This is a genomic window from Variovorax sp. Soil_C_33, from assembly GCF_057656935.1.
The window spans coordinates 80798-107103 of the sequence record NZ_JBDGJK010000010.1 but is presented as its reverse complement, the minus strand read 5'-3'; the positions used below and the strand labels follow the sequence as shown (position 1 = coordinate 107103).

At 67.6% G+C, this 26306-nt stretch carries 26 protein-coding genes and 2 tRNA genes; 12 read left to right on the top strand and 16 right to left on the bottom strand.

From position 1 onward, the window contains the following. Positions 1 to 3: 3 nt before the first annotated feature. From AC3A6B_RS16905 to bktB, 3 genes are all read right to left on the bottom strand, one after another. Positions 4 to 1053 (bottom strand): aldo/keto reductase, encoded by a 1050-nt coding sequence (locus AC3A6B_RS16905; protein WP_487837837.1) that lies wholly within the window; start codon positions 1051 to 1053, stop codon positions 4 to 6. A 163-nt stretch (positions 1054 to 1216) separates the two neighbouring features. Further along, positions 1217 to 1292 (bottom strand) — tRNA-Lys (locus tag AC3A6B_RS16900). A 64-nt stretch (positions 1293 to 1356) separates the two neighbouring features. Beyond that, entirely contained in the window at positions 1357 to 2538 is a 1182-nt protein-coding gene (bktB, locus tag AC3A6B_RS16895) for a beta-ketothiolase BktB (RefSeq protein ID WP_487837836.1), read from the bottom strand. A gap of 100 nt (positions 2539 to 2638) precedes the next feature. Between bktB and AC3A6B_RS16890 the strand changes: the two genes are divergently transcribed. Further along, positions 2639 to 3346: an SDR family NAD(P)-dependent oxidoreductase gene (locus AC3A6B_RS16890; RefSeq protein ID WP_487837835.1), complete on the top strand. Its 708-nt coding sequence runs from the start codon at positions 2639 to 2641 to the stop codon at positions 3344 to 3346. A 43-nt stretch (positions 3347 to 3389) separates the two neighbouring features. Here the strand turns inward: AC3A6B_RS16890 and AC3A6B_RS16885 are convergent. Further along, a tRNA-Ala gene (locus AC3A6B_RS16885) sits at positions 3390 to 3465 on the bottom strand. A 58-nt stretch (positions 3466 to 3523) separates the two neighbouring features. On the opposite strand from AC3A6B_RS16885, the gene AC3A6B_RS16880 reads away from it, so the two are divergent. Next, on the top strand, positions 3524 to 4390 hold the full coding sequence (locus AC3A6B_RS16880) for an alpha/beta hydrolase (protein WP_487837834.1): 867 nt from the start codon (positions 3524 to 3526) through the stop codon (positions 4388 to 4390). Here AC3A6B_RS16880 and AC3A6B_RS16875 read toward each other — a convergent pair whose 3' ends face one another. Continuing rightward, positions 4391 to 5368: a GMP reductase gene (locus AC3A6B_RS16875; RefSeq protein ID WP_487837833.1), complete on the bottom strand. Its 978-nt coding sequence runs from the start codon at positions 5366 to 5368 to the stop codon at positions 4391 to 4393. It lies immediately after the preceding gene. A 169-nt stretch (positions 5369 to 5537) separates the two neighbouring features. Here AC3A6B_RS16875 and AC3A6B_RS16870 point away from each other — a divergent pair, with 169 nt between their 5' ends. Then, positions 5538 to 7910 (top strand): UvrD-helicase domain-containing protein, encoded by a 2373-nt coding sequence (locus AC3A6B_RS16870; RefSeq protein ID WP_487837832.1) that lies wholly within the window; start codon positions 5538 to 5540, stop codon positions 7908 to 7910. Between the two features lie 94 nt (positions 7911 to 8004). On the opposite strand, the gene AC3A6B_RS16865 is transcribed toward AC3A6B_RS16870, so the two are convergent. From AC3A6B_RS16865 to AC3A6B_RS16855, 3 genes are read right to left on the bottom strand one after another with little or no spacing between them, the layout of a single operon-like run. Beyond that, positions 8005 to 8808, bottom strand: coding sequence for a BPSS1780 family membrane protein (locus tag AC3A6B_RS16865; protein ID WP_487837831.1), 804 nt, complete (start codon positions 8806 to 8808; stop codon positions 8005 to 8007). Between the two features lie 24 nt (positions 8809 to 8832). Then, on the bottom strand, positions 8833 to 9891 hold the full coding sequence (locus AC3A6B_RS16860; RefSeq protein ID WP_487837830.1) for a homoserine kinase: 1059 nt from the start codon (positions 9889 to 9891) through the stop codon (positions 8833 to 8835). Between the two features lie 9 nt (positions 9892 to 9900). Then, a complete protein-coding gene (locus AC3A6B_RS16855; RefSeq protein WP_487837829.1) occupies positions 9901 to 10260 on the bottom strand; it encodes a hypothetical protein in 360 nt (119 codons plus the stop codon). Positions 10261 to 10357: 97 nt separating this feature from the next. Here AC3A6B_RS16855 and polA point away from each other — a divergent pair, with 97 nt between their 5' ends. Genes polA through AC3A6B_RS16840 form a run of 3 tightly spaced genes read left to right on the top strand, consistent with a single transcriptional unit; the run spans position 10358 to position 15379 of the window. Continuing rightward, positions 10358 to 13150, top strand: a complete 2793-nt coding sequence (polA, locus tag AC3A6B_RS16850; protein ID WP_487837828.1) for a DNA polymerase I — start codon at positions 10358 to 10360, stop codon at positions 13148 to 13150. A gap of 26 nt (positions 13151 to 13176) precedes the next feature. Beyond that, positions 13177 to 14460 (top strand): M20/M25/M40 family metallo-hydrolase, encoded by a 1284-nt coding sequence (locus AC3A6B_RS16845; protein WP_487837827.1) that lies wholly within the window; start codon positions 13177 to 13179, stop codon positions 14458 to 14460. A gap of 16 nt (positions 14461 to 14476) precedes the next feature. After that, positions 14477 to 15379 (top strand): LysR family transcriptional regulator, encoded by a 903-nt coding sequence (locus AC3A6B_RS16840; RefSeq protein ID WP_487837826.1) that lies wholly within the window; start codon positions 14477 to 14479, stop codon positions 15377 to 15379. On the opposite strand, the gene AC3A6B_RS16835 is transcribed toward AC3A6B_RS16840, so the two are convergent. Next, the gene (locus tag AC3A6B_RS16835; RefSeq protein WP_487837825.1) at positions 15376 to 16584 is read right to left on the bottom strand and encodes a D-amino acid dehydrogenase; all 1209 of its coding nucleotides are present in this window, start codon (positions 16582 to 16584) and stop codon (positions 15376 to 15378) included. The genes AC3A6B_RS16840 and AC3A6B_RS16835 overlap by 4 nt on opposite strands. Before the next feature lie 225 nt (positions 16585 to 16809). On the opposite strand from AC3A6B_RS16835, the gene AC3A6B_RS16830 reads away from it, so the two are divergent. The 6 genes from AC3A6B_RS16830 to AC3A6B_RS16805 all read left to right on the top strand — a co-directional run bounded on the left by AC3A6B_RS16830 (position 16810) and on the right by AC3A6B_RS16805 (position 21344). Continuing rightward, entirely contained in the window at positions 16810 to 17694 is an 885-nt protein-coding gene (locus AC3A6B_RS16830; protein ID WP_487837824.1) for a transporter substrate-binding domain-containing protein, read from the top strand. Positions 17695 to 17700: 6 nt separating this feature from the next. Beyond that, on the top strand, positions 17701 to 18468 hold the full coding sequence (locus tag AC3A6B_RS16825; protein WP_487837823.1) for an aspartate/glutamate racemase family protein: 768 nt from the start codon (positions 17701 to 17703) through the stop codon (positions 18466 to 18468). Positions 18469 to 18539: 71 nt separating this feature from the next. After that, complete coding sequence (locus AC3A6B_RS16820) at positions 18540 to 19448, top strand: dienelactone hydrolase family protein (protein ID WP_487837822.1); 909 nt, start codon at positions 18540 to 18542, stop codon at positions 19446 to 19448. 71 nt (positions 19449 to 19519) lie between these two features. Continuing rightward, a complete protein-coding gene (locus AC3A6B_RS16815) occupies positions 19520 to 20410 on the top strand; it encodes a ZIP family metal transporter (RefSeq protein WP_487837821.1) in 891 nt (296 codons plus the stop codon). Between the two features lie 129 nt (positions 20411 to 20539). After that, positions 20540 to 20779: a hypothetical protein gene (locus AC3A6B_RS16810; protein WP_487837820.1), complete on the top strand. Its 240-nt coding sequence runs from the start codon at positions 20540 to 20542 to the stop codon at positions 20777 to 20779. A gap of 22 nt (positions 20780 to 20801) precedes the next feature. After that, the gene (locus AC3A6B_RS16805) at positions 20802 to 21344 is read left to right on the top strand and encodes a DUF421 domain-containing protein (protein ID WP_487837819.1); all 543 of its coding nucleotides are present in this window, start codon (positions 20802 to 20804) and stop codon (positions 21342 to 21344) included. 14 nt (positions 21345 to 21358) lie between these two features. On the opposite strand, the gene AC3A6B_RS16800 is transcribed toward AC3A6B_RS16805, so the two are convergent. The 7 genes from AC3A6B_RS16800 to AC3A6B_RS16770 form a co-directional block, all read right to left on the bottom strand. After that, a complete protein-coding gene (locus AC3A6B_RS16800) occupies positions 21359 to 21568 on the bottom strand; it encodes a dodecin (RefSeq protein ID WP_487837818.1) in 210 nt (69 codons plus the stop codon). A gap of 67 nt (positions 21569 to 21635) precedes the next feature. Then, complete coding sequence (locus tag AC3A6B_RS16795) at positions 21636 to 22118, bottom strand: hemerythrin domain-containing protein (RefSeq protein WP_487837817.1); 483 nt, start codon at positions 22116 to 22118, stop codon at positions 21636 to 21638. A gap of 162 nt (positions 22119 to 22280) precedes the next feature. Continuing rightward, a complete protein-coding gene (locus tag AC3A6B_RS16790; RefSeq protein WP_487837816.1) occupies positions 22281 to 22883 on the bottom strand; it encodes a DUF3299 domain-containing protein in 603 nt (200 codons plus the stop codon). A 2-nt stretch (positions 22884 to 22885) separates the two neighbouring features. Beyond that, positions 22886 to 24148, bottom strand: coding sequence for an ABC transporter permease (locus tag AC3A6B_RS16785; protein WP_487837815.1), 1263 nt, complete (start codon positions 24146 to 24148; stop codon positions 22886 to 22888). Next, positions 24145 to 24846 (bottom strand): ABC transporter ATP-binding protein, encoded by a 702-nt coding sequence (locus AC3A6B_RS16780; RefSeq protein WP_487837814.1) that lies wholly within the window; start codon positions 24844 to 24846, stop codon positions 24145 to 24147. The genes AC3A6B_RS16785 and AC3A6B_RS16780 overlap by 4 nt, the downstream gene beginning before the upstream one ends. After that, positions 24843 to 25397, bottom strand: coding sequence for a DUF2796 domain-containing protein (locus tag AC3A6B_RS16775; RefSeq protein ID WP_487837813.1), 555 nt, complete (start codon positions 25395 to 25397; stop codon positions 24843 to 24845). Before AC3A6B_RS16775 ends, AC3A6B_RS16780 begins: the two co-directional genes overlap by 4 nt. Further along, positions 25394 to 26305: a sulfurtransferase gene (locus AC3A6B_RS16770; protein ID WP_487837812.1), complete on the bottom strand. Its 912-nt coding sequence runs from the start codon at positions 26303 to 26305 to the stop codon at positions 25394 to 25396. The genes AC3A6B_RS16775 and AC3A6B_RS16770 overlap by 4 nt, the downstream gene beginning before the upstream one ends. Between the last annotated feature and the right edge of the window lies 1 nt (position 26306).

The window sequence follows — 26306 nt, the reverse complement described above, 5'->3', positions numbered from 1 at the left end:
TCCTCAGGCGCCGGCGGATTCCGCGAGCTGCTTGTGCCGCGGTCCGCCCTGGCGCTCCAGCATCCAGCCCGGATATTCCGCCGGCAGCGCGCTGGCCTTGTCGAGCGCGGCGAGTTCCCCGCCGCTCAAGGCGATGGCGGTCGCCGCGATGTTGTCGTCGAGCTGCTCTGCGCGCTTGGCGCCGATGATCACGCTCGTCACCGCCGCCTGGTGCAGCAGCCAGGCCAGGGCGATCTGCGCCACGGAAACGCCCTTCGCCTGCGCGATGCCGCGCATCACGTCGATGCAGTCGTAGGCGCGCTCGACGTTCACCGGCGGAAAGTCGAAAGTGGTGCGGCGGCTGCCTGCCTCCGCCTTGACGTCGCGGCCGTACTTGCCGCTCAGCAGGCCGCCTGCGAGTGGGCTCCACACCATCAGGCCGACGCTTTCGCTCTTGAGCAGCGGAACCAGTTCGCGCTCCAGATCGCGGCCGGCGACCGTGTAGTAGGCCTGCAGCGATTCGAAGCGCGCGAGCCCCAGCCGTTCCGAGATGCCGAGGGCCTTCATGATCTGCCATGCCGCCCAGTTCGATACGCCGACATAGCGCACGTGACCCTGCTGCACGAGGTTGTCGAGCGCCCTCACGGTCTCCTCGATCGGCGTCGCCGGATCGAAGCCGTGGATCTGGTACAGGTCGATGTGGTCGAGCTGCAGGCGCTTCAGGCTCGCCTTCACGCCGTCCATGATGTGGTAGCGCGACATCCCGCGCGAGTTGACGCCTTTCGTGCCCACCTCGCCGAGCACCTTGGTGGCGACCACCACGTTTTCGCGCGGCACCTGAAGGTTTCGCAGCGCTTGCCCGGTGATGATTTCCGAGCGGCCGTCGGAGTAGACGTCCGCGGTGTCGATGAAGTTGATCCCGGCATCGAGCGAGCGGCCGATCAGGCGCTCGGCGTCAGCCTGCTGCAGGTCGCCGATCTGCCCCCAGATACCGCCTCCGCCGCCGAAAGTCATCGTGCCTAGACACAGCTCGGAAACGAACAGGCCGGTTCGGCCGAATTTTCTGTAGCGCATATGAGGGGCTCCTTGGGTTGCGTGCTGCGAGCGTGCAGTTGGGCGAGTGTCGTTCCGGCAGGAACGCTCGCGCTAGCCCGATCCTCTTCGTCTCTTGCCTGATCCTGCGCTGCAAATGAAAAAAGCCCGCCATCGTTCTGATGGCGGGCTTTTCATGAGGTTTTGGTGGGCCCTGAGTGACTCGAACACTCGACCTACGGATTAAGAGTCCGCTGCTCTACCAACTGAGCTAAGAGCCCCTGATCGACATTGCTGTCATTCAGGCAATCCCACGATTATAGCCATATCGCGAGGCGGCTTCGCTCAGGCGCGCTCGAAAATGCACGCGATGCCCTGGCCGCCGCCGATGCACATCGTCACCAACGCGTAGCGGCCCTGGATGCGTTCGAGTTCGTACAGCGCCTTCACGGTGATCAGCGCGCCGGTGGCGCCGATCGGGTGCCCGAGCGAGATGCCCGAGCCGTTCGGGTTCACCTTCGCGGCATCCAGCCCGAGATCCTTGCTCACCGCGCAGGCCTGCGCCGCGAAGGCTTCGTTGGCCTCGACCACGTCCATGTCGGACGCCTTCAGGCCCGCCTTCTCCAGCGCCTTGCGCGAGGCCGGCACCGGGCCGATGCCCATGTAGGCCGGATCCACGCCGGCGAAGGCATAGGCGACCACGCGCGCCATCGGTTTCAGGCCGCGCCGCGCCGCCTCTTCCTTCTCCATCAGCACGACGGCCGCGGCCGCATCGTTGATGCCCGAGGCGTTGCCGGCCGTCACCGTGCCGTTCTCCTTCAGGAAGGCGGGCTTGAGCTTGGCCATGTCTTCGATCCTGGCGTCGAAGCGCACGTGCTCATCGGTGTCGAATTGCGTCGGGCCTTTGCGGCTTTCCAGCGGCACCGGAACGATCTGCGTCTTGAAGTAGCCGCTCTCGATGGCTTTCTGCGCGCGCTGGTGGCTGGCGAGCGCGGTCTGGTCCTGCGTTTCGCGGCTGATGCCCCATTTCTTCGCGACGTTCTCCGCCGTCACGCCCATGTGGATGTTCTCGAAGGGGTCGTGCAGCGCGCCGATCATCATGTCGACCAGCTTGGTGTCGCCCATGCGCACGCCCCAGCGCGCCGTAAGCGAAGAGAGCGGCGCGCGGCTCATGCTTTCCGCGCCGCCGCCGACGGCCACCTTGGCATCGCCAAGCTGGATGCTCTGCGCCGCGCTCACGATCGCCTGCAGGCCCGATCCGCACAGCCGGTTGACGGTGAGAGCAGGGGTCTCCTGTGCGCAGCCGCCTTCGATGGCGGCCACGCGCGCCATGTACATGTCGCGCGGCTCGGTGTTGACCACGTGGCCGAACACCACGTGCTCCACATCCTTGCCGTCGACCTTGGCGCGCGCGAGCGCTTCCCGGGTCACCAGCGCCGCCAGCCGCGTGGGCGGCACATCCTTGAGGCTTCCGCCGAAAGTACCGATGGCGGTGCGCACACCGCTCACGACAACCACTTCTTTCATGACGATTCTCCGGTGCGAAAAGGAAGCCCGATGATGCCAGCCGGGCGCTTCCTGCACTGACGCCGGCGTTACCATGCCTGCCCGAACAAGGAGCCGCCAAATGATCGAAGCCAACACCATCCGCCACATCGTGGTGACCGGCGCCGCCGGCGCGCTCGGCCGCGCCGTCGTGCAGCATTTTCTCGACCAGGGCGCCCGCGTGGCGCTGCTCGACCATCGCATGGAGCATCTGACCGACGCGTTCCCGGGGCTCGACAACTCGCAACACCTGTTGCTGCAGGCTGACGTGACTTCGGCCTCGGCCATGGCCGAGGCCGCGACACAGATCCTCGCGGCCTTCAAGCAGGTCGACGCGCTGGTCCACATCGCCGGCGGCTTCGAGATGGGCGAGCCGGTGCATGCGCTGAGCCGCGCGGCCTGGGACCGGATGATGAACCTGAACGCGTGGTCCTTCGTGGCCGTCTCGCAGGCGCTGGTGCCCTCGATGATCGAACGCAAGGCCGGCAGCGTGATCGCCGTGAGCGCCAAGACCGCAGCGCGCGGCGCGGCCGGGATGGCGGCCTACATCGCGTCGAAGAGCGCCCTGCAGCGCCTGGTCGAGGCGGCGGCCGCCGAGCTGGCGCCGCACGGCATCCAGGTCAACAGCATCGCGCCCAGCGTGCTCGACACGCCCGCCAATCGCCAGGCCATGCCCGACGCCAAGCCCGATACCTGGGTGTCGACCGCGGTGGCGGCGCAGACCATCGGCTTCCTGGCCTCGCCGGCGGCCGCTGCGCTGCACGGCCAGCACCTGACATTGGACGCCTGAAAAGAAAAGGCCTCGGCGAGTACCGAGGCCTTCGAGAGAATGTTGGTGGAGAGGAGGAGGATCGAACTCCCGACCTCCGCATTGCGAACGCGGCGCTCTCCCAGCTGAGCTACCCCCCCAACGCAGAGCGAATTTTAACCAGAACCCATGTTCTGGCGCACAAGGAGCACGAATCTCATGGCCTTCGACGACCCCGCCTGGCTGGAGGGCATGTACAACAACCTGGCGCGGGTGAAGGATCATCCGGCGTACCTGGGGCGCTGGGCCCGCGATTCCGCCGCCGCGCGCGACGCCTTGCCCGGCCGGCTCGACCTGGCCTATGGCGAGGGACCCAACGAAACGCTCGACGTCTTCCCCGCGCCGGTGCCCGACGCGCCCGTGCTGGTGTTCGTCCACGGCGGCTATTGGCGCGCGATGGACAAGAGCGACCATTCCTTCGTCGCCCCCGCGTTCAACGACCGCGGCGTTTGCGTGGTCGTGCCCAACTATGCCTTGTGCCCGGGCCCCGCCGAGCGGCCCGTCACCGTGCCGGAGATCGTGCTGCAGATGGTGCGCGCGCTCGCATGGACATGGCGCTACGTCGCGGCCTACGGCGGCGATCCTTCACGCATCACCGTTGCCGGCCACTCGGCAGGCGGACACATGGCGGCCGCGCTGCTCGCCTGCGACTGGAAGAGCGTGGCGCCCGACCTGCCGGCGCAGCTGGTGCGCAATGCGCTCTCGATCTCGGGCCTCTACGACCTGCGGCCGCTGCAGCGCACGCCCTTCCTGGAACACGTGCTGCGCTTGAGCGACGCGGATGTGCTGCGCGCCAGCCCCGTGCTGTGGCCGGCACCTGCGCGCGGCCAGCTCTACGCTGTCGCGGGCGGCGACGAGAGCGAGGAGTTCATCCGCCACAACGCATCGATTCGAGCGGCATGGGGCCGCAACACCGTGCCGGTCTGCGAAGTGCTGCCGGGCCTGCACCACTTCAGCATCGTCGATGCCTTTGCCGATCCGGCCCACGCGCTGCACCGCTACGCAGTGCAACTGCTCGAGGCCTGACTACATCAGCAGGTGCTCGCCCGCGTTGTCGCCGCCGAGCATGACGTAGTTGACCTTGCGGATATCCATCAGCTTGCGCCCGCCCGAATAGCTGATGGAACTCTGGATGTCCTGCTCCATCTCGATCAGCGTGTCGGCCAGCTTGCCCTTGATCGGCTCGAGGATGCGCTTGCCCTCGACGTGCTTGTACTCGCCCTTGTTGAAGTCGCTGGCCGAGCCGTAGTACTCCTTGAAGAGCACGCCGTCGACTTCCACCGTCCGGCCGGGCGATTCCTCGTGGCCCGCGAAGAGCGAGCCGATCATCACCATCGAAGCGCCGAAGCGGATGCTCTTGGCGATGTCGCCGTGGTCGCGGATGCCGCCGTCGGCAATGATCGGCTTGGTCGCCACGCGCGCACACCACTTGAGCGCCGACAGCTGCCAGCCGCCGGTGCCGAAGCCGGTCTTGAGCTTGGTGATGCAGACCTTGCCCGGGCCGATGCCGACCTTGGTGGCATCCGCACCCCAGTTCTCCAGGTCGATCACGGCCTCGGGCGTGCCGACGTTACCGGCGATCACGAAGGCCTTGGGCAGCTTCTTCTTGAGGTACGCGATTATGTTCTTCACCGTGTCGGCATGGCCGTGCGCGATGTCGATCGTGATGTATTCGGGCGTGAGGCCGCCGGCCGCCAGTTGGTCCACCGTGTCGTAGTCCGCCTTCTTGACGCCCAGCGAGATCGACGCGAACACACCCTTGGCATGCATGTCCTTGACGAACTCGAGGTTGTCGAGATCGAAGCGGTGCATCACGTAGAAGTAGCCGTTCTGCGCCAGCCAGGTGCAGATGGTCTCATCGACCACCGTCTTCATGTTGGCCGGCACCGTCGGGATGCGGAAGCTGCGGCCGCCGAGGGTGACGCTGGCGTCGCATTCGGAACGGCTTTCCACCACGCATTTGCGCGGGAGCAAGAGGATATTGTCGTAGTCGAAGATCTGCATAACCAAGCTCCTGTGAAGGTAATTGAGCGCTTGGTCCGGCCGGTTTCTACAAACGAAAAACCGGGCGCAAGAAACTTGGGCCCGGTGACTGATTTTACGCGCCCGATCGAAAAGCGTTCTTCCGGCGCTTCGTATAACCCGAATACGCCCGGCTTTCTACAATCGACGGATGTTCACCGACCTCGCGGCCGCCGCAGACTCGCCGCTGCTCCACAACCTCAACCCGGAGCAGCGTGCCGCCGTCGCGCTTCCGGCCGGCAATGCGCTGATCCTCGCCGGCGCCGGCTCGGGCAAGACGCGGGTGCTCACCACCCGCATCGCCTGGCTGCTGCAGACGGGCCAGGTGTCGCCCGGCGGCATCCTGGCCGTGACCTTCACCAACAAGGCGGCGAAGGAAATGATGACGCGGCTGACCGCGATGCTGCCGGTCAACGTGCGCGGCATGTGGATCGGCACCTTCCACGGCCTGTGCAACCGCTTCCTGCGCGCGCACTGGAAGCTTGCGGATCTGCCGTCCACCTTCCAGATCCTCGACACGCAGGACCAGCTCTCGGCCATCAAGCGGCTGATGAAGCAGTACAACGTCGACGACGAGCGCTTCCCGGCCAAGCAGACCCAGTGGTTCATCGCCGGCGCCAAGGAAGACGGGCTGCGTCCGCGCGACGTCGAGATCCGCAGCGAGGACGACCGCAAGAAGGTCGAGCTCTACCAGCTCTACGAAGAGCAGTGCCAGCGCGAAGGCGTGGTCGACTTCGGCGAGCTCATGCTGCGCAGCTACGAGCTCTTGCGCGACAACGACCCGGTGCGCGAGCACTACCAGCGGCGCTTCCGCCACATCCTGATCGACGAGTTCCAGGACACCAACCGCCTGCAGTACGCCTGGATCAAGATGCTTTCGGGCAACACCGTCGAAGGCCGCTTCGTGCCCGGCGACAACAGCGTGATCGCGGTCGGCGATGACGACCAGAGCATCTACGCCTTCCGCGGCGCGCGCGTGGGAAACATGGCCGACTTCGTGCGCGAGTTCGACGTCTCGCACCAGATCAAGCTGGAGCAGAACTACCGCAGTTTCAGCAACATCCTCGATTCGGCCAACGAGCTGATCAGCCACAACAAGAAGCGGCTGGGCAAGAACCTGCGCACCGACCAAGGCCCTGGCGAGCCGGTGCGCGTCTACGAATCGACCAGCGACTTCGCCGAGGCGCAGTGGATGGTCGAGGAGATGCGCCAGCTCGCGCGCGACGGCATCGAGCGCAAGGAAATGGCCGTGCTCTACCGCAGCAACGCGCAGAGCCGGGTGATCGAAACCGCGCTCTTCAACGCCGCCGTGCCGTACCGCGTCTACGGCGGCCTGCGCTTCTTCGAGCGGGCCGAAATCAAGCATGCGCTGGCCTACCTGAGGCTGCTGGAGAACAAGGACGACGACACCAGCTTCCTGCGCATCGTCAACTTCCCGCCGCGCGGCATCGGCGCCCGCAGCATCGAGCAGCTGCAGGATGCGGCCCGCGCGGCCGGGCGCTCGCTGCACGACGCGGTGAACGCGGTGGGCGGCAAGGCGGGCACCAACCTCTCGGCCTTCGTTGCCAAGATCGACGTGCTGCGCGAGCAGACGCAGGGCATGTCGCTGCGCGAGATCATCGAGCTGGTGCTCGACCACAGCGGCCTGATCGAGCACTACAAGGCCGACCGCGAAGGCGCCGACCGCATCGAGAACTTGGAAGAACTGGTCAACGCGGCCGAGAGCTTCGTTACGCAGGAAGGCTTCGGCCGCGACGCGGTGGCGATGCCGGTCGACGAGCTGCGCCAGTCGCCGGCCAGCCAGGGCCTCGACCCGAACCGTCCCGTCACCGACGAGCCGCTGGCGCCCGATGCCGAAACCGGCGAGACCATGAGCCCGCTGGCGGCCTTCCTGACCCATGCCGCGCTGGAGTCGGGCGACAACCAGGCGCAGGCCGGCCAGGATGCGGTGCAGTTGATGACGGTGCACGCGGCCAAGGGTCTCGAATTCGACTGCGTGTTCATCACTGGCATGGAAGAGGGCCTGTTCCCGCACGAGAACTCGATGAGCGACTACGAGAGCCTCGAAGAGGAGCGGCGGCTGATGTACGTGGCCATCACGCGCGCAAGAAAGCGCCTGTACCTCAGCCATTCGCAGACGCGCATGCTGCACGGCCAGACGCGCTACAACGTGAAGAGCCGCTTCTTCGACGAGCTTCCCGAAGGCGCGCTCAAGTGGCTGACGCCCAAGAACCAGGGCTTCGCGCCGTCGGCCTTCGGCTATGGCGGCGGCTACGCGACCACGCGCGGCAGCGGTGGCTTCGGGGGCGGCAAGGACACCTTCGCCAGCCCGCCGGTTCCGCCGCAGAAGAGCGCGCCTTCGCACGGCCTGCGCTCGGGCGTGCAGGTGTTCCACAACAAGTTCGGTGAGGGCACGGTGCTGGCGCTCGAAGGCAGCGGCGACGATGCGCGTGCGCAGGTGAACTTCCCGCGCCACGGGGTCAAGTGGCTGGCGCTGTCGGTCGCCAAGCTGACGCCCGTGTAGGAGGGTTCAGGCCGGCGCCGGGCCGCCCTAAGGCGGCCTGCGGCCCCCTCCGGGGGGCAGCGAGTACACGCAGTGCCGCGGCGTGGGGGCCATTTCAATCTGCGTTGAAGCTGTCCCTGAAAGTAAACCAGGTCGAGCTCAGCGACATCGCCGCCAGCACCAGCGCGCTGCCGATCATCAGCGCGCCGCCGATTGCCGAGGCGCCGTCGCCCATGCCGATCGCGCCGACGCCCACCAGCACCGTGGCCACGAGTCCGATGCCGATGCCCGCGGCGAGGAACACGCCGAACCACGACAGGCAGAACATGGCATAGGCGCCGAAGTTGCGGAACAGCGCGACCAGGCTGAAGAACAGGCTCTTCACCGGCTCGACCTGGTGCCAGTGCACAAGCGCCGGCGCATGCCACATCGCGAGCGAGAGCGGCAGATTGAGGGCCATGACGAACAGGCGCGCGGTCTGGAAATCGCCGCTTGCGATCACCTCGGGCGCGAGCGTTTCATCCAGCAGGTAGGCGCGCGCCAGCTGGCCGCCGTCGATCAGCGCCGAGACCCCCACGGCGGCGACGAAATAGACCGCCGAGATGATGCCCAGCACCACCATCGGCCGCCATTCAGCCCGCACGGCGCGCACGGCCGCGATGAACATCGCCGCAGCGGTGGGCTTCGGCGTGTCGTTGGCATAGGCGACCGAGGTGGCGACCATCAGGCCGAGCGTCATGAAGGGCAGCAGGATCGGCGCCAGCACGCTGCCGAGGAAGGGCAGCTGCGAAGCGATCGAGATCGCCGCCATGAACAGGAAGAACAGCGAAATGAAGGCGAGCGGCTGTCGCCAGAAGGTCCTGAGTCCGAGGCGGACCCATTCGGCGCCGGTGCGCGCCGGCACGAGATTCAGTTTCATGGGGTTAGGGGTGAGCAGGCCCCGTCAGGCGGCCAGCGGCTCGGCAGTCGGGCGCATGCCTTCAAAAGGGGAGAACGGTGTTGCGGGCGCACGGACGCGTTCACGCAGCACACGCTCGAAATGGGTCGGATCATGGGCCTTGAGCATGCTCGCTTCCCGTGGCAGGTGGAAGTCCCACAGCCGTGAAATCCAGAAGCGCAGCGCCGCGGCGCGGAGCATGGCGGGGAGCAGGGCGCGCTCGGCCCCGGTCAGCGGCCGCACGGTGCCGTAGGCGGCCAACAGTGCGTCCGCATGGGCCGCATCGTGCCGGCCGCTCTGCAGGTCGATGGCCCAGTCGTTCAGGCACACGGCGAGGTCGAACAGCCAGCTGTCGGTGCCGGCAAAATAGAAGTCGAACACGCCGGTCAGGCGCGGCGTCTCGCTTCCGGTGTCGAACATCGCGTTGTCGCGGAACAGGTCGGCATGCACCGGCCCGCGCGGCACGGCCGCGTAGGCCGAGGATTCGGCGATGTGGTTCTGGTAGGCGAGCTCGCTTTGCAGCAAGGCGGCTTGCGGAGCGTCGAGGTAGGGCAGCACCACCGGCGCCGTGTCGTTCCACCAGGGCAGGCCGCGCAGGTTGGGCTGCATGCGCGGAAAGTCGCGCGCCGCCAGATGCATGCGCGCCAGCAGGCGGCCCAGCTCGGCGCAATGCGCGGCCGTCGGCGCCAGCTCGCTTTTTCCTTGCAGCCGCTGCACCAGGGCCGCCGGCTTGCCGGCCACCCTGTGCAGGAACTCGCAGGGCGCATTGGCAGGGATGGAGAGCGCGTGGCCGTCGGGCGGCGCCACGGCCGGGTCGGCCACGGGCTCCGGCACCGGAATGCCGCGCGCCGCCAGATGCTTCATCAGGCAGAGGTAGTAGGGCAGCTGCTCGGCGCCCAGGCGTTCGAACAGCGTCAGGACGAACTCGCCCGACGCCGTGCTCGCGAAGTAATTGGTGTTTTCGATGCCGCCCTCGATGCCCTTCAGCGCGGCGAGCGGGCCCAGGCCGAGGCGCTGCACCAGCGCATCGGCTTCGTCGAATCCGACTTCAGTGAAGACTGCCACTGCCCGCGCTCAGAACTTGAGCACGTTCCAGACCCGCGGGCCATTGCCGCCGGTGCCGGTTTCGGACTGGCCCTGGCGATCGCGCCCGCCGTTGTTCGGCAGCACCTCGTAGGAGGGCACGTTGGCTTTCGGCGTCACCGTGATGCTCTGGGTCTGGCCGCCGTAGCGCACTTCGTCCACCGTGGCGCCGCTGTCTTCGACGCGGATGTGCTCGATCTTCTGGTTCTGGCGCGGCGATGCGGCCTGTTCCTGGCCCTGCGGCGCGCCGGGCGGCGGCGCGCTCTGGGCATGAACGGCGGCCAGCGGTGCAGCGCAGGCCAGGGCGGCCAGCAAGGCGCCGCGAACGAGCAGAAGGGTTGGGGAGGACATGGCGAGGATTGTAGGCGCCGGCCTCGCGGCAGGTGTCAGCCGGCGACGATCTTCGCCGTCGTGCGGAAGCCCGAGCGCGGCGCGGCAAAATGCTCCGATGACCGACAAGAAAACGCTGCTGCTCGTGGATGGTTCCAGCTACCTCTACCGCGCCTTCCACGCGATGCCCGATCTGCGCGCCGTGCCCGGCGATGCCACCAGCCCGGCCACGGGCGCCATCCGCGGAATGATCAACATGATGCAGGCCCTGCGCCGCGAAGTGCGGGCCGACTACGCCGCCTGCGTCTTCGATGCGCCCGGAAAGACCTTTCGCGACGACTGGTACCCCCAATACAAGGCGAACCGCTCGCCGATGCCCGACGACCTGCGCAGCCAGGTCGAGCCGATCCTCCAGGTGGTCAAGCTGCTCGGCTGGCCAGTGCTGTGCGTGCCCGACATCGAGGCCGACGACGTGATCGGCACCCTGGCCCGTACCGCGGCCAACCAGGGCATCGAGGTGATCGTTTCCAGCGGCGACAAGGACCTGAGCCAGCTGGTCGACGAGCACATCACCATCATCGACACCATGAACGGCAAGAAGCGCGACGTGGCGGGCGTGACGGCCGAGTTCGGCGTGCCGCCGAACCTGATGATCGACTACCAGACCCTGGTGGGCGACAGCGTCGACAACGTGCCCGGCGTGGAGAAGGTCGGCCCGAAGACTGCTGCCAAGTGGCTGCTCGAGTACGGCTCGCTCGATGCGCTGATCGCGCGCGCCGGCGAGGTGAAGGGGCAGGCCGGCGAGAATCTGCGCAAGGCGCTCGACTGGCTGCCCCAGGGCCGACGCCTCGTGACCATCCGCACCGACTGCGAGCTCGACGGCCACGTGGCTGGCCTGCCTTCGCTGGCCGGCATCGCCATCGGCCCCCAGCAGATCGACGAACTCAAGGGCTTCTACGAGAAGTACGGTTTCAAGAGCCTGGTGAAGACGCTCGAGGCGCACGAAGTCTCGCCCGAGCTGATCGAGGAGAACAAGAGGAAAAAGGGCCCCGAAGGCGGTACCGGGCTGTTCGACGAGCCGGGTTTCGAGGCCGCGGCGAAGGCCACCAACCTGGCCTACGACACGGTCATGAGCTGGGAAGCTTTCGATGCCTGGCTCGCGAAGCTGCTGGACAGCGAGCTGGTCGCGATCGACACCGAAACCGACTCGCTCGACGAGATGCGCGCCGAGATCGTCGGCATCAGCTTCAGCGTCAAGCCCGGCGAGGCGGCCTATGTGCCGATGGCCCACAACTATCCCGATGCGCCGGCCCAGCTCCCGCGCGACGAAGTGCTCGCGAAGCTCAAGCCCTGGCTCGAGGATGGCACGAAGAAGAAGCTCGGCCAGCACGTCAAGTACGACCGCCATGTGTTCGCCAACCACGGCATCGAGGTGCAGGGCTACGCGCACGACACCATGCTGCAGAGCTACGTGCTCGAAGTGCACAAGCCGCACGGCCTGGCCAGCCTGGCCGAGCGGCATCTGGGCCGCACGGGCATCGACTATGAAGATCTCTGCGGCAAGGGCGCGCACCAGATCCCGTTCAGCCAGGTTTCGATCGAGAAGGCCGCCGAGTATTCGTGCGAGGACTCCGACCAGACGCTGGACATACACCTCGCGCTGTGGCCGAAGCTCGAGGCCGACCAGAAGCTGCGCTTCGTCTACGAGCTCGAGATGGCGTCCAGCGAAGCGCTCTACCGCGTCGAGCGCAACGGCGTGCTGATCGACGCGCCCACGCTGGCCGCGCAGAGCAACGAGCTCGGCAAGCGGATCATGGCGCTGGAGCAGGAGGCCTACGAGCTCGCGGGCCAGCCCTTCAACCTCGGCTCGCCCAAGCAGATCGGCGAGGTCTTCTTCACCAAGCTCGGCCTGCCGGTGGTCAAGAAGACGCCGAGCGGCGCCCCCAGCACCGATGAGGAAGTGCTGGAAAAGCTGGCCGAGGACTTCCCGCTGCCGGCCAAGATCCTGGAGCACCGCGGCTTGTCCAAGCTCAAGGGCACCTACACCGACAAGCTCGGGCAGCTGGCGAACCCGCGATCGGGCCGCGTCCACACGCACTATGCGCAGGCGGTCGCAGTGACCGGGCGGCTGTCGAGCAACGATCCCAACCTGCAGAACATCCCGATCCGCACCGCCGAAGGCAGGCGCGTGCGCGAGGCCTTCGTGGCGCCTGCCGGCAGCGTGATCGCGAGCTCCGACTATTCGCAGATCGAGCTGCGCATCATGGCCCACATCAGCGGCGACGCGTCGCTCCTGCGCGCCTTCACCGAGGGCATCGACGTGCACCGTGCAACGGCCGCCGAGGTCTTCGGCGTGGCGGTGGACCAGGTCTCGAGCGAGCAGCGCCGCTATGCGAAGGTCATCAACTTCGGGCTGATCTACGGCATGAGCAGCTTCGGCCTGGCGCGCAACCTCGGCATCGAGACCAAGGCCGCCGCCTCCTACATCGACCGCTACTTCGCGCGCTATCCCGGCGTGAAGATCTACATGGACGAGACCAAGGCGCTGGCCAAGCAGAAGGGCTATGTCGAGACCGTGTTCGGCCGCCGCCTCTACCTGCCCGAGATCAATTCGCCCAACGGCCCGCGGCGCGGCGGGGCGGAGCGCGCGGCGATCAACGCGCCGATGCAGGGCACCGCGGCCGACCTGATCAAGCTCAGCATGGTGAAGGTGCAGGAGGTGCTCGACGCCGAGCGCCGCCGCACGAAGATGATCATGCAGGTGCACGACGAACTGGTGTTCGAAGTGCCCGAAGATGAAGTCGAATGGGTTCGCTCCGAGATCCCGCGACTCATGGCCGGCGTGGCGGAGCTCAAGGTTCCGCTCCTCGCCGAGATCGGCTTTGGTCCCAACTGGGACAAGGCGCATTGATGATGAAGACCCAAGGAACCAAAAGAATGAATTTCTCTCGCTCCCTCGCCACCTTCGCGTTCTGCGCCGCCTGGCTCGGCATTGCCTCGGCCGCACCCGACGAGCGCATCGCCGCGCTGGCGGCCAAGGAAAAACCCGCGCTGCTCGAAACGCTGAAGCAGCTGGTCTCGATCGAGTCCGGCAGCCGCGACCTCGAAGGCCTGGACAAGATCGCCAACCTGATCGTCGACAAGTTCAAGGCGCTCGGCGGCCAGGTCGAGCTGATCGACCCCACGGCCGATGCCTACCGCATGGAAGACACGCCCGAGAAGATCGGCAAGGTGGTGCGCGCCACCTGGAAGGGCACCGGCAGCAAGAAGATCATGCTGATCGCGCACATGGACACGGTCTACCAGATCGGCATGCTCGCCAAGCAGCCCTTCCGCATCGAAGGCGACAAGGCCTACGGCCTCGGCATCGCCGACGACAAGCAGGGCGTGGCGGTGATCACGCACACCGTCGCGCTGCTCAAGGCGCTGGACTTCAAGGAGTACGGCACGCTCACAGTGCTGATCAACGGCGACGAGGAGATCAGCTCGCCCGGCTCGCGCAACCTGATCACCCGCCTGGGCGGCGAGCACGACGTGGTGATGTCCTACGAAGGCGCCTCGGTCAAGGAGGACAAGCTTTCGCTCGCCACCGCCGGCATCGCCTCGGTCTCGCTCAACGTCACCGGCAAGGCCTCGCACGCGGGCTCGGCGCCCGAGCTCGGCGTCAACGCGCTCTACGAGCTCTCGCACCAGATCCTGCAGATGCGCGACCTCTCCGATCCGGCCACCGGCCTCAAGATGAACTGGACCATCTCGAAGTCCGGCAGCAACCGCAACGTGATCCCGGCCGCGGCCAGCGCCGGCGCCGACGTGCGCGTGCTGAAGGTCGGGGACTACGACCGCATCGAAAAGCAAGTGCAGGAGCGAGTGAAGAAGCAGCTCATTCCCGAAGCCAAGGTCGAGATGAAGTTCGAGCGCCGCCGTCCGCCGCTGGAGGCCACCGACGCCTCGCGCGCGCTGGCCAGCCATGCGCAGCAGGTCTACAAGGAGCTCGGCCGCGAGCTCGGCGCCGACGACAAGGTGGCCGGCGGCGGCACCGATGCCGCCTTCGCCGCGCTGAAGACGAAGGCGCCGGTGGTCGAGCGCTTCGGCCTGCAGGGCTTCGGCGCGCACTCTGCCGATGCCGAGTACGTGCTGATCGATTCGATCGAGCCGCGGCTCTACCTCGCGGCGCGGATGATCATGGACATCTCGCGCGGCAAGGCAGCGGCCGCGCCCTAGGCGCCGTCGTCCCGCGATGCGCCTGCGCCATATCGAAGTCTTCAACGCCATCATGCTCACCGGTAGCGTGAGCGCGGCGGCGCGGCTCATCAACATCACGCAGCCGGCGGTCAGCCGCACGCTGCAGCATGCCGAGATCCAGCTCGGCTTCTCGCTGTTCCAGCGCGCCAAGGGGCGGCTCACGCCGACCACCGAGGCGCTGGCGCTCTATCCGCACATCGAGCGCCTGTTCGCGCAGCTCGACGAGGTGCAGCGGCTGGCCGCAAACCTGCGCAGCGCCAGCGACGTGGGCGAGCTGCGCATCCTCACCGTGCTCGCGCTTAGCTACGAAGTGCTGCCGCGCGCGCTCAAGACCTTCCGCCAGAAGCACCCGGGCATCGCCGTCACGGTGGAGTCGCTGCATTCGCCGCAGATCATGTCGGCCCTGCTGCTGCAGGAGGCCGACGTCGGCTTCGCCTTCAGTCCGGCGGTCCATCCCTCGCTCACGCAGGAGACGCTGGCGGACAGCCGCATGGTGTGCATCGCGCCCAAGGGCATGCTGCCGCGCGCGCTGGTGCGCAACGGCTCCGTCGCGCTGCACGACCTGGTCGACCTGCCGGTGGTCGGGCTGGACAGCCGCGATCCCGTCGGCACGAGCCTGAGCCAGGCCTGCCGGCAAGCCGGCGTGGGCTTCCAGCAGGCGGTGGTCACGGTGCAGACCTACCACGCGGCGCTGGCGATGGCGCACCACGGCCTCGGCGTGGCGCTGGTCGATGGCTGCACGTCGAGCTCCGCCGACCGCGCCAAGGTCGACGTGCTGACGCTGGAGCCGCACATCCCGGTGCCTATCCGCGCGCTGCGCTTCGCCGGCAAGCCGGATTCGGTGGCGGTGCGCGGCATCACGCGCTGCATGCGCGAAGCGATCGAGGCAATGACTTAGACGAGCGCTTGCGCGACGCGCTGCGCCGAACCGAAAGCCAGGGTGAAGCCCAGCGCCCCGTGCCCGGTGTTGAACAGCATGTTGGCCGGCGCGCTCGCCAGGCGGCCGATGATCGGCACGCCGGTCGGCGTGGCCGGGCGCATGCCGGTCCAGGGATGCAGGGCTTCGAGGCGGCTCGCTTGCGGGAACACGGCGCGCGTGGCCTCGGCCAGTGTTTCGATGCGCGTGGCGGGGATGCTTGCATCGTGGCCCACGAGCTCGGCCATGCCCGCCACCCGCAGCCGCGATCCGATGCGCGCGAACACCACCTTGCGCGCGCTGTCGGTCACGCTCACCCGCGGCGCCGCACCGGGCGCCGGATCGACATCGACCGTGATGCTGTAGCCCTTGAGCGGATAGACCGGCAGGTAGACGCCCAGCTGGCGCCCGAGCCGGTGCGAGGCCGTGCCCAGTGCCATGACGAAGGCATCGGCTTCCAGGTCGCCGGCGCCGGTCTGCACCGCGGCCACGCGGCCAGCCCGGACATCGAAGCCGCGCACTTCGCAATCGAGCATGAAGCGCACGCCGCGCGCGCGCAGCGCCCGTTCGAGTTCGATGCAGACCTTGAGGCAGTCCGCGGCGCACTCGCTCGGCGTATGGATGGCGCCGGCCATCTGTGCACGGTAGCCGGCCAGCGCGGGCTCGATCGCGATGCACTCCTCGGGCGTGACGAGGCGCTGCTCGCTGCCCATCGCCCGCTGCAGTTCGAGTTGCCGGCGCGCGCCTTCGAGCGCGGCGGCACTGGCGTAGAGCACCAGCTTGCCGGTGGCGGAGAAGTCGCACTCGGGGGCGACGTCGGCCAGCATGTCTTCGAAGGCGCTGCGGCTTTGCGCGGCGAGCGCGAGCAGGCGCATCGTCGTGTCGCGCGAGGTCCGCGCGTTGCACGCCGCCAGGAAGGCCAGCCCCCAGCGCCACTGCAGCGGATCGAGCTGCGGCCGCAGCTTGAGCGGAGAGGAGGGCGAAAACAGGAGCTTGGGTAGCTGCTCCCAGATCGAGGGGTCGGCCAGCGGCTGCACGTACGAATAGCTCAGCTGGGCGCCGTTGCCGCCGCTTGCGCCGGCGCCCGGCACGGCGCGATCGATCACGCTCACCTCCAAACCCAGCCGGTTCAAATGCCAGGCCGTGGCCAGGCCCACGATGCCGGCACCGAGCACACACACGTGCATGACGCTCCTTCCTGTCGCTGCTTTGTTGTTGGATGCGTCGACTCTAGGGCGGCATCGTTGCGGCGTGAAATGCCAAAAGCGCCGCGGGCCATAGCCGAAGCTCATGCCCTGCGGCTACCGCCCATAACTTTTGGTCATGGCCATGGGTGCAAAAGGAATTGTGACCGGCGCATGAATCGTTCCTACACTCCGCAACACATTCCAATATCCACCGAAAGGGCTCGCATGAAACTTTCCGCATTGATGGCCGCCGTCCTGCTCACCGTCGCCGCGACGGGCGCGCAAGCCGCCGACACCCTGGCCAAGATCGCCGAGTCCGGCAAGATCACGCTGGCCTACCGCGAATCCTCGGTGCCCTTCAGCTACCTGGACGGCCCGAACAAGCCGATCGGCTTCTCGGTCGAGCTGTCCAATGCAGTGGTCGAGGCGGTCAAGAAGAAGCTCAACAAGCCGAACCTGCAGGTGGCGCTGATGCCGGTGACTTCGCAGAACCGGATCCCGCTGATCCAGAACGGCACTATCGACCTGGAGTGCGGCTCCACCACCAACAACACGGCGCGCAGCAAGGACGTTTCCTTCGCCGTCAATCACTTCTACACCGGCACGCGCCTTCTGGTGAAGAAGTCCTCCAAGATCAAGAACTACGCCGACCTGGCGAAGAAGACGATCGCCAGCACCACCGGCACCACCAACGCGCTGGTCATGCGCAAGTACAACGCCGAGAAGAACCTTGACATGGACATCGTGCTCGGCAAGGACCACGCCGACGCCTTCCTGCTGGTCGAGAGCGACCGTGCCCTGGCCTTCGCGATGGACGACATCCTGCTCTTCGGCCTGATCGCCAACGCCAAGAACCCGGCCGAGTTCGAGGTGGTCGGCGACGCGCTGCAGGTCGAGCCCTACGCCTGCATGCTGCCCAAGGACGACCCGGCCTTCAAGAAGGTGGTGGACGACACCATCGTCGGCCTCATGAAGAGCGGCGATTTCGAGAAGATGTACACCAAGTGGTTCATGTCGCCGATTCCGCCGAAGAACGCGCCGCTCAACCTGCCGATGAGCCCGCAGCTGCGCGACAACATCAAGGCCCCGAGCGACAAGCCCGCGACCTGAACTGCCTTGGCCGTGACGCAGGTGGTCGGCATCCTCGGCGGCATGGGCCCGGCCGCCGGCGCCGACTTCGTGCGGCTGTTCGTCGAGGCCTGCGCGCAGCACATGCGCTCGCGCGGCGAGCCGGTGCGCGACCAGGCCTTTCCGGAGCACTGGCTTGCGCAGGTGCCGGTACCGGATCGCAGCGGCGCGCTCGAATCGGACGCGCTCGGCGCGCACCAGCCGCTCGAACCGATGCTGCAGGCGCTGGGCCGGCTGGCCGCGCTCGGCAGCCGGGCCGTGGCCATCGCCTGCAACACCGCGCATGCCTGGCACGCCACCTTGCAGGAGCGTTTTCCGCAGATCGAGGTGCTGCACGTCGCGCGCGAAGTCTCGGCCCACCTGGCGGCAGAGGGCGTGCGTGATGCGGCGCTCATGGCGACCGAGGGCACCTACCGCGTCGGCCTCTACGAACAGGCGATGGCCGACGCCGGCCTGGCCTGCCACCTGCCGCTGGCCGACGAGCGGCGGCTGCTCATGCGCGGCATCTACGAGGGCGTGAAGGCCGGCGACATGCTGCTGGCCGAAGCCTGCTTCAGCCGGGTCGCCCGGCAACTCGCCGATCGCCACGGACCGGTGGCCATCGTCATGGGCTGCACCGAGATTCCGCTGGGCCTGCAGGGCTCGGCCGCGGTGGCGGGCCTGCGGCTGATCGATCCGGCCCAGGTGCTGGCCTCCGCGCTGGCAATCCGGGCCTACGGCGGGGCACGGAACCTCGTCGCACATTCCCGGCTCTGATCGCCTACATTGCGGCCTGCGCATCGCAGCGGCGCCTTCCTTGTCCGTCGATTCAACCGGAGTAATACCACATGCCTCAATTCGATACGGGTCCCGATCTGAAAGCCGAATTCGATTCGCTTCGCCCCGGCGAAAGCACCGAACAAGGCGCCACGCGGCGCACCGCGCTGAAAGCGGCGATCGGCATCGGCTACGCGGCCGCTGCGCTGCCGATCGCCGCGCAGACCGCGATCAAGACCCCGGCCGACGGCCTCAAGGCCGGCCCCGTCAAGTACAGCGTCAACGGCTTCGACGTGCCGGCCTACGCGGCCGCACCGGCCGGCAAGAGCGGCCTGCCGGTGGTGCTCGTGATCCAGGAGATCTTCGGCGTGCACGAGTACATCGCCGACACCTGCCGCCGCTTCGCCAAGGCCGGCTTCCTGGCGATCGCGCCCGAGCTCTACGCGCGGCAGGGCGACCCGAGGACCTACACCGACATTCCGAAGCTGCAGGCCGAGGTGGTCAGCAAGGTGCCGGATGCGCAGGTCATGGCCGACCTCGACGGCGCGCTGAAGTACGCCGCCGCCAGCGGCGGCGATGTGGACGAGGCCGCGATCACCGGCTTCTGCTGGGGCGGCCGCATCGTCTGGCTCTATGCGGCCACCGGCAAGGTCAAGGCCGGCGCGGCCTGGTACGGCCGCCTGGTCGGCCAGCCCAGCGAACTCACGCCCAGCCATCCGATCGACATCGCCGCCACCCTCAAGGCGCCGGTGCTCGGCCTGTACGGCGGCAAGGACCAGGGCATCCCTCTTGACACGGTTGATAAGATGAAAGCGGCTCTGGCGACCGGCACTGCGGCGGCCAAGGCCTCCCAGTTCGTCGTGTACCCCGAAGCGGGCCATGCCTTCCATGCCGACTACCGGCCGAGCTATGTTGCGAGCGCGGCCGAAGACGGCTGGAAGCGCACTCTGGCCTGGTTCAAAGCCAACGGTGTCGCCTAGAAAGCGGCATTCGCCAGCCGCTTTCCACCGAAAGCCGTCCGATGGGCGGCTTTTATTTTTTTGAAGCAGTCATGAATCTGTTAGCCATCATCGCCGCGACCCTGGTCGCAGGCATCGGAAGTGTCTGGATCGCCGCGCTGCTGCTGCGCGTGGGCGTGAGGAGCGACGGAGGCGGCGTGAATCCGCAGCATCTGCTGAGTCTGGCCGCCGGCGCGCTGTTGGCCACCGCGTTCATGCATCTCCTGCCCGAAGCCTTCGAAAGCCGCATCGAGCCCGGCCTGCTGTTCGGCGTGCTGCTGTTCGGCCTGGTGTTCTTCTTCCTGCTCGACAAGGCCGAACTCTGGCATCACGGCCACGAGCACCACCACGGCGGCTTGGCCGGCGATACGCACGTGCATGACCACCACGACCGGCACGACCATGTGCATGCCCATTCACCCCCCCATGCCCATGCCTCCAAGGGCGGCGGCTGGGCCGTGCTCACCGGCGACAGCGTGCACTGCTTCGGCGATGGCATCCTGATCGCGTCGGCCTTCATCGCCGATCTGCGCCTGGGCCTGGTGGCGGCGCTCGCGGTGCTGGCGCACGAGGTGCCGCACCACATCGGCGACCTGGTCGTGCTGCGCCAGAGCTCGCCCAATCCGCGCGCCGCGCTGGTCAAGGTCTCGCTCGCCGGTACCATGACCGCGCTGGGCGGGCTGGCCGGCTGGTGGCTGGTCGATCAGCTGCACGGCTGGCTACCGTACTTCCTGGTGCTGGCCGCCAGCAGCTTCGTCTACGTCGCGCTGGCCGACCTGATCCCGCAGCTGCAGAAGCGCCTGGCAGCGCGCCAGACCGCCTTGCAGATCGTCTGGCTCGCGGTCGGCATCCTGATGGTCATGGGCGTAAGCCGGCTGGCCCACGGCGACCACGAACACGGCGACCCGGCACACGCGCACGAAGAGCACGGCCACAAGCACTGAAGGCGCAGATGGGGCGCTCTCCGACACGCCGGTCGGCGCTCCAGGTCCACACTCGGGGCTGTTCAACGCGACCGTGGAGGCTCACACTTGAGGGCTGCCCAACGCGATCCATCAGCCAAGGAGCCGATCATGACCAGCGCCGATCCCCCGCTGCGTTCCGCTGTAACAAGCGACGACCCGACGGAAGACGAACTCGACGACGAGCTGCCCGAAGACGAGGCCGAGTCCGAGGGCGAGGAAGAAGATGCCGAAGCTGCGGACGAGTTGTCGGAGGAGACCGGCATCGATCTGACCGACGCCAGCGAACTCGATGCCGACAACGTGCCGGCCGACGAGGAGTTCGACCGCGTGATGCAGGCGCCGGACTGAAACACCAGCTCGAGGCCGGCGCATGCGCGGTGAATTGGCCGAGCTGTTCGCCTTCCACATGCCGGTGTGGGAGATCATCCTGCGCGGCAGCGCGATCTACTGGTTCCTGCTGCTGCTGTTCCGCTTCGTCCTGCGGCGCGATGCCGGATCGCTGGGCATCGCCGATCTGCTGTTCGTCGTGCTCATCGCCGACGCATCAAGCAACGCGATGCAGGGCGAATACCGCTCGATCGCCGAGGGCTTCACGCTGCTCGCCACGCTGGCGGCCTGGAACTACCTGCTCGACTGGGCCAGCTACCGCAGCAAGGCGGTCAAGCACCTGATGGAGCCGCCGCCCGAACCGCTGGTCCGCGACGGCAAGCTGGTCTGGAAGGCGCTCAAGCGCAACCTGATCACCGAGGACGAACTGAAGTCCAAGCTTCGCGAGAAGGGCATCGAAACGATGGACACCATCCGGCTCGCCTATCTCGAAAGCGACGGCCAGATCAGCGTGCTCGAGCGCAACGGGCCGCAGGGCGGCAAGCAGCACGACCAACCTGCGCCGCGGCGTCCGGGCGCAGGCTGAGCCGCGCGCGGGCTTCAGTCTTCGAGGGTGAAGCCTACCTTCAGCGTCACCTGCCAGTGGGCCACCTTGCCGTCCTGCACGTGGCCGCGGGTCTCGGTGACCTCGAACCACTGGATGTTGCGCACCGACTCGCTGGCCTTCGCGATCGCGCGCTGCACGGCGTCGTCGCTGCTCGTGGGCGAGGAGCCGGTGAGCTCGAGGAGTTTGTAGACATGGCTGGACATGGAGCGCTCCTTTGACGATGGAACAGGGCGGCGCCGCGGATGGCACCGGCCCCGTCCATCATAGGCTTCAGGCCATCGCTTCCTGGTGCTGCATCAGCTCCTCCTTGCGCGCGATGAGCTGCTCCTTCAGCGCGCCCAGGTCCATCTTGGACTTGCGCGCCTTGTCGAAGATCTGCTCGCGCTCTTCCTTCACGTGGTGGTCGATGTATTCGCCGAGCACGATCACCTTGGCATCGAACAGCGCCTCATCGGGGCCCATGGCTTCGATCTGCGCGATCAGTTCCTTGGCGGTCCCGTGTTCGACAGTAGCCTCATCCAGCAGCGGATCGTCGTGGATGGCCGCGCGCGCCGCCGGATAGAAGATCTCTTCCTCGATCTGCGCATGCACGCTGAGCTCGCGGCAGATCTGGTCGGCCAGGGCCTCGCGCTGATCGGCGGGCGCCTTGGCTTCGGCCAGCTTGCTGAATTCCTGGAACAGTTTTTTCACGGCGATGTGGTCGGCGTCCAGAAGGTCGACGGCGTCGTTCTTCTTGGGAGGTGCTTTGCTCATGATGCTGATTCCTTTGGTGGGATGTCGTGGGTGGATTTCGTGGGCGGCGCAGCCCGTGCCTGCGCCAGAGGCCACACTAGAAATCGCACCGTGCCGACCCTGTGAGGGTCTGCATGACATGCGCGTAGGACGAACGCGATCCCCGCGCGACAGCGCCGTCAGCTACTTGGCGCCGCCCGTGTACTTGGTCACGCTCTCGGCGGTGACGTGGTAGCCGCTCACGCCCATCATCGAGTCGTTGCGCAGGGTCTGCAGCTTGCCGGTGACCCACACCGTGTCCATGGCGCGGAACTTCGCACCCTGGCGCGGGCGCACGTGCAGGATCTGGTTGGCCGGCGGCGGCGGCGTGTGGATGCAGGCGCCGAAGTAAGGCACCAGCAGGAACTCCGTGATCTCGCCCTTGCTCTCTTCGAGCGGCACGATGAAGCCCGGAATCTTCACCTCGACGCCGTTCATCTCCGGATTGGTCGGCGCGTTGTTCGAGACCTCCTGCATCTTCATGAGCAGCTCGTTGGCGCGCGGATCGCCGTCCTGCAGCTTGCTCAGGTCCATGCCCTTGAATTCCTTCATCGGGTCCCAGTCCTTGGGCACCAGCTCTTCCCACGAGATGAGCCGGGGCTGGCCCGCCGCGGGCTTGGCGGCAGCGGCCTTGCCGCCCAGCGGGTTGGTCGGCGAGGTCGTCTGCGGCGCGGGGTCGGCGGCGAAGGTCATGGTCGTCGCGGCGCCAAGGGCCAACAACAGGGAACGCAGCATCGTCTTCTTCATCTTCAGATCCTCGGTGAAAGGCCATCGGCCAGCGAGAGCCTGTAGGCGCGAACGCCGGGCAGCAGGCTGGCCAGCCAGCCGGCCGCCAGCAGGCCGGCGAGCAGTATCCATTCGTTCAGTGTAGGTTCACTGAGGCGCAGCGCCAGGCCGAACTGGGCCTGCAGCCACGGCGCGAGCAGGGCGATGCCGAGAACCGCGAAGAGCACGCCGATCGCCACGCCCAGCAGCGTGACCCATGCGCCTTCGAGCGCCAGCAGCGCCAGCACGTGGCGCAGGCTGGCGCCCACCGCGCGCAGCACTGCGAGCTCGCGGCGGCGTTCGTTGAGGCCGGCCATCACCACCGACACCAGGCCGGCGAGGCTGACCAGCGCGACCAGCGCCGACATCAGCAGGAGCGCGTTTTCGCCGATGCCGACCACGCTCCAGAGCTCGTCGAGCGCTACGCCGGGCAGGATGGCCATCAGCGCTTCGCCCGGATAGTTCGAGACCCAGCGCTGCACGCCGAACACCGCGGCGCGGTTCTTCAGGCCGACCAGCACCGCGGTCACGTTCTTGGGCGTGAGGTCGAACTTGCGCACCTGCTCGGCCGGGATCCGAACGCCCGGCATCGGCGCGCCGCCGGCCCATTCGAGGTGGATGGCCTGCATCGCCGGCAGGCCGATGTGCACCGTGCGGTCGACCGGCGTGCCGGTGCGCGCGAGCACGCCTACCACGGTGAAGGGCTTGTCCGCGTGCTCGGCGACGTTGAGCTCGCCGCTGCCGTGCGCGAGCGTGATCTTCTGGCCGACGTGGTAGCCCAGCCGGTCGGCCACCTCGGCGCCGACGACCGCATCGAAGAGCTCGGCGAAGGGCCTGCCTTCGCGCATCTGCAGCGACTGGCGCTCGCCGTAGCGGAAGTGCCGGAAGTACTCGGGCGTGGTCGCGAGCACCGCGAAGCCGCGGTGCGAATCGCCGAGCGAGAGCGGCAGGACCCAGTCCACGCCCGGGTGCTCGGCCAGTGCCTGCACGCTCTTCCACTGCATGTTGTTGGTGGCGGCACCGATGCGGAACACCGAGTAGAGCAGGAGCTGCGAGGAGCCGGTGCGCGCGCCCACGATCAGGTCGGTGCCCGAGACGGAGGAGGAGAAGTTCGCGCGCAGCTCGGTGCGGATGCGCTCGACGCCGAGCAGCAGGAAGGTCGACAGCGCGATCGACAGCACTGTGAGCGCGAGCGTGAAGCGGCGGTTCCAGGCGCTCTTCCAGGCGATGCCGAACAAGGCCTTCATGCAGCGCCTCCCGCGGCGCGATTGATCTCGGGCAGGAGGATGTGGCGGCCGAAGCGCGCCGCGATGCGCTGGTCGTGGCTCACGAACACCAGCGCGCTATGGCTGGCCTGGCAGGCCGCGACCAGCACGTCGAGAAAAGCCTCGCGCCGGTCTTCGTCGAGCGCCGAGGTCGGCTCGTCGGCGATCACGACTTCAGGCTGGCCGATCAGCGCGCGCGCTGCAGCCACGCGCTGCTGCTGGCCCACCGAGAGCGCCATCGCCTGGCGCTGCCACAGGCCGGCGTCCAGGCCCATCCGTTCCAGCAGCTGCTGCGCCTGCGCCCGCGCCGGGCCCGCGCGCGAGGCCTGTGCCATGCGGCGGGCCGAGAAGCGGCAGGGCAGGAGCACGTTGTCGAGCACGCTGAGGTAGGGCAGCAGGTTGAACTGCTGGAAGATGTAGCCCACATGCGCGACCCGGTTGCGGTCGCGCGCGCTGCCCGAAAGCGCCGCCCAGTCGTGGCCCAGCAGCGTCGCGCGGCCCGCGTCGGCCACCAGCACGCCGGCCAGGAGCGACAGCAGCGTGCTCTTGCCGCAGCCGCTGGGCCCGTGCAGGAACACGGCCTCGCCGGCCGCGATCTCGAGCCGCTCGATGTCGATGCAGGGCGCGTCGGCGCCGGGCCAGGCGAAGCGCAGCGACTCGACGCTGAGAACCGGAGTCACTTGCTCCAGGCCAGCCGCGAATTCGGCCGTTTCAGCGTGCGCTTGAACTGGCCCTCGCGCGTGACGATCTGGGCATCGATCTGGCGCATGCCCTTGAAGGCGGTGAACAGGCCGATGTCGATGAATTTGGCCGCTGCCGCATTGGTGCAGTTGAAGGCGAAGCTGCCGTCCAGGTCGGCATGGCCTTCGGCGACGCCGGTGCCGGCCTCGGCCTTGCCCAGGCCCAGCGCCGTCGATTGCAGGGCAATGGGCCCGAGCTTGCAGTTGGCTGCCGGATCGATCTTGAACAGCTGGTCGGCCGCGCGCAGCTGGGCCACGACAGCCTCGGCGGCCTTCTTCTCGGCATCGGTCTTCGGCGCATGCTCGAAGCCGACGAAATTCTCGAGCGGCGACTCCATCGCGATCACGATCGCCGGCCCGTCGACCGCGACGTCGAGCTTGAGCTGGCCGTGCACATGCGCGCGTTGCTGTGCCTGCGCCATCGCGGCCCCGGACGCCGCCGCGAGCAGGGACGCGAGCGCGAGACCGGAAAAAGCGCGTTGGAAATTCATGCTTTCGCACCTTGCCGGGTCGGCAGCCCCGGCGTGTTGCTCCACTCGCTCCAGCTGCCGGCATAGAGCGCGGTCGGCCCCAGCCCGGCGATCTGCATCGCGAGCAGATTGGGCACGGCGCTCACGCCGCTGCCGCAGTGATGGACGACCGTTGCGGGATCCCGGCCCGCCAGCAGCGCTTCGAACTCGGCGCGCAACTGGGCGGCTGGCTTGAACTTGCCGTCGGGACCGAGGTTTTCGGTGAAGGGCCGGTTCAGGGCCCCGGGGATGTGACCCGCGATCGGGTCCAGAGGTTCCACCTCGCCGCGATAGCGTGCCGCGGCGCGCGCATCGATCAGCGTCTGGCCGGCCTGCTCGAGCCGCGAGGCGACGGTCTGCGTATCGGCGAGCGCGAGCAAGGGCGTGTCGGCGACGAAGTTCGACTGGAAGCGCGCGGGCTCTTCGCCGCCGGTCAAGGAACCGCCGGCTGCCTGCCAGGTCTGCAGTCCGCCGTCGAGCACGGCGACCGCCTCGTGCCCCATCCACTTGAGCATCCACCAGAGCCGGCCGCAGTAGTTGGCGCCGTTGCGGTCGTAGACCACGGCCTGCATGTCGTTGCCGAAGCCGACGCTGGACAGCCAGGCCGCGAACTTCTCTCGGCTGGGCAGCGGGTGGCGCCCGCCCGAGGCCGGCGGGCCCTCGTCCGTCGCCACCACCACGACCTCGCCGCGCGCGCCGGGCAGGCCGTGCTTCGCGCTCAGGTCGGTGTCGAGGTTGGCGTAGACGGCGCCCGGAATGTGGGCCGCGCGGTACTGCTCGCCGCCGGCTTCGGGCTTCGTCAGGTCGAAGCTGCAGTCGAACACCATCAGCGGGGTGCCGCTTTCCTGCAGCGCCATGAGCTGGTCGACGGAAATCAGGGTCGTGTACATG

Excerpts from the sequence above, each read along its gene's own strand:
- AC3A6B_RS16835 (WP_487837825.1), bottom strand. The coding sequence starts at position 16,584 with ATGCACGTGTGTGTGCTCGGTGCCGGCATCGTGGGCCTGGCCACGGCC.
- AC3A6B_RS16810 (WP_487837820.1), top strand. The coding sequence starts at position 20,540 with ATGACCAGCGCCGATCCCCCGCTGCGTTCCGCTGTAACAAGCGACGAC.
- AC3A6B_RS16905 (WP_487837837.1), bottom strand. The coding sequence starts at position 1,053 with ATGCGCTACAGAAAATTCGGCCGAACCGGCCTGTTCGTTTCCGAGCTG.
- AC3A6B_RS16800 (WP_487837818.1), bottom strand. The coding sequence starts at position 21,568 with ATGTCCAGCCATGTCTACAAACTCCTCGAGCTCACCGGCTCCTCGCCC.
- AC3A6B_RS16815 (WP_487837821.1), top strand. The coding sequence starts at position 19,520 with ATGAATCTGTTAGCCATCATCGCCGCGACCCTGGTCGCAGGCATCGGA.
- AC3A6B_RS16890 (WP_487837835.1), top strand. The coding sequence starts at position 2,639 with ATGATCGAAGCCAACACCATCCGCCACATCGTGGTGACCGGCGCCGCC.
- polA (WP_487837828.1), top strand. The coding sequence starts at position 10,358 with ATGACCGACAAGAAAACGCTGCTGCTCGTGGATGGTTCCAGCTACCTC.
- AC3A6B_RS16805 (WP_487837819.1), top strand. The coding sequence starts at position 20,802 with ATGCGCGGTGAATTGGCCGAGCTGTTCGCCTTCCACATGCCGGTGTGG.
- AC3A6B_RS16840 (WP_487837826.1), top strand. The coding sequence starts at position 14,477 with ATGCGCCTGCGCCATATCGAAGTCTTCAACGCCATCATGCTCACCGGT.
- bktB (WP_487837836.1), bottom strand. The coding sequence starts at position 2,538 with ATGAAAGAAGTGGTTGTCGTGAGCGGTGTGCGCACCGCCATCGGTACT.
- AC3A6B_RS16830 (WP_487837824.1), top strand. The coding sequence starts at position 16,810 with ATGAAACTTTCCGCATTGATGGCCGCCGTCCTGCTCACCGTCGCCGCG.
- AC3A6B_RS16775 (WP_487837813.1), bottom strand. The coding sequence starts at position 25,397 with ATGAATTTCCAACGCGCTTTTTCCGGTCTCGCGCTCGCGTCCCTGCTC.
- AC3A6B_RS16770 (WP_487837812.1), bottom strand. The coding sequence starts at position 26,305 with ATGTACACGACCCTGATTTCCGTCGACCAGCTCATGGCGCTGCAGGAA.
- AC3A6B_RS16875 (WP_487837833.1), bottom strand. The coding sequence starts at position 5,368 with ATGCAGATCTTCGACTACGACAATATCCTCTTGCTCCCGCGCAAATGC.
- AC3A6B_RS16855 (WP_487837829.1), bottom strand. The coding sequence starts at position 10,260 with ATGTCCTCCCCAACCCTTCTGCTCGTTCGCGGCGCCTTGCTGGCCGCC.
- AC3A6B_RS16870 (WP_487837832.1), top strand. The coding sequence starts at position 5,538 with ATGTTCACCGACCTCGCGGCCGCCGCAGACTCGCCGCTGCTCCACAAC.
- AC3A6B_RS16880 (WP_487837834.1), top strand. The coding sequence starts at position 3,524 with ATGGCCTTCGACGACCCCGCCTGGCTGGAGGGCATGTACAACAACCTG.
- AC3A6B_RS16785 (WP_487837815.1), bottom strand. The coding sequence starts at position 24,148 with ATGAAGGCCTTGTTCGGCATCGCCTGGAAGAGCGCCTGGAACCGCCGC.
- AC3A6B_RS16820 (WP_487837822.1), top strand. The coding sequence starts at position 18,540 with ATGCCTCAATTCGATACGGGTCCCGATCTGAAAGCCGAATTCGATTCG.
- AC3A6B_RS16795 (WP_487837817.1), bottom strand. The coding sequence starts at position 22,118 with ATGAGCAAAGCACCTCCCAAGAAGAACGACGCCGTCGACCTTCTGGAC.
- AC3A6B_RS16790 (WP_487837816.1), bottom strand. The coding sequence starts at position 22,883 with ATGAAGAAGACGATGCTGCGTTCCCTGTTGTTGGCCCTTGGCGCCGCG.
- AC3A6B_RS16865 (WP_487837831.1), bottom strand. The coding sequence starts at position 8,808 with ATGAAACTGAATCTCGTGCCGGCGCGCACCGGCGCCGAATGGGTCCGC.
- AC3A6B_RS16845 (WP_487837827.1), top strand. The coding sequence starts at position 13,177 with ATGAATTTCTCTCGCTCCCTCGCCACCTTCGCGTTCTGCGCCGCCTGG.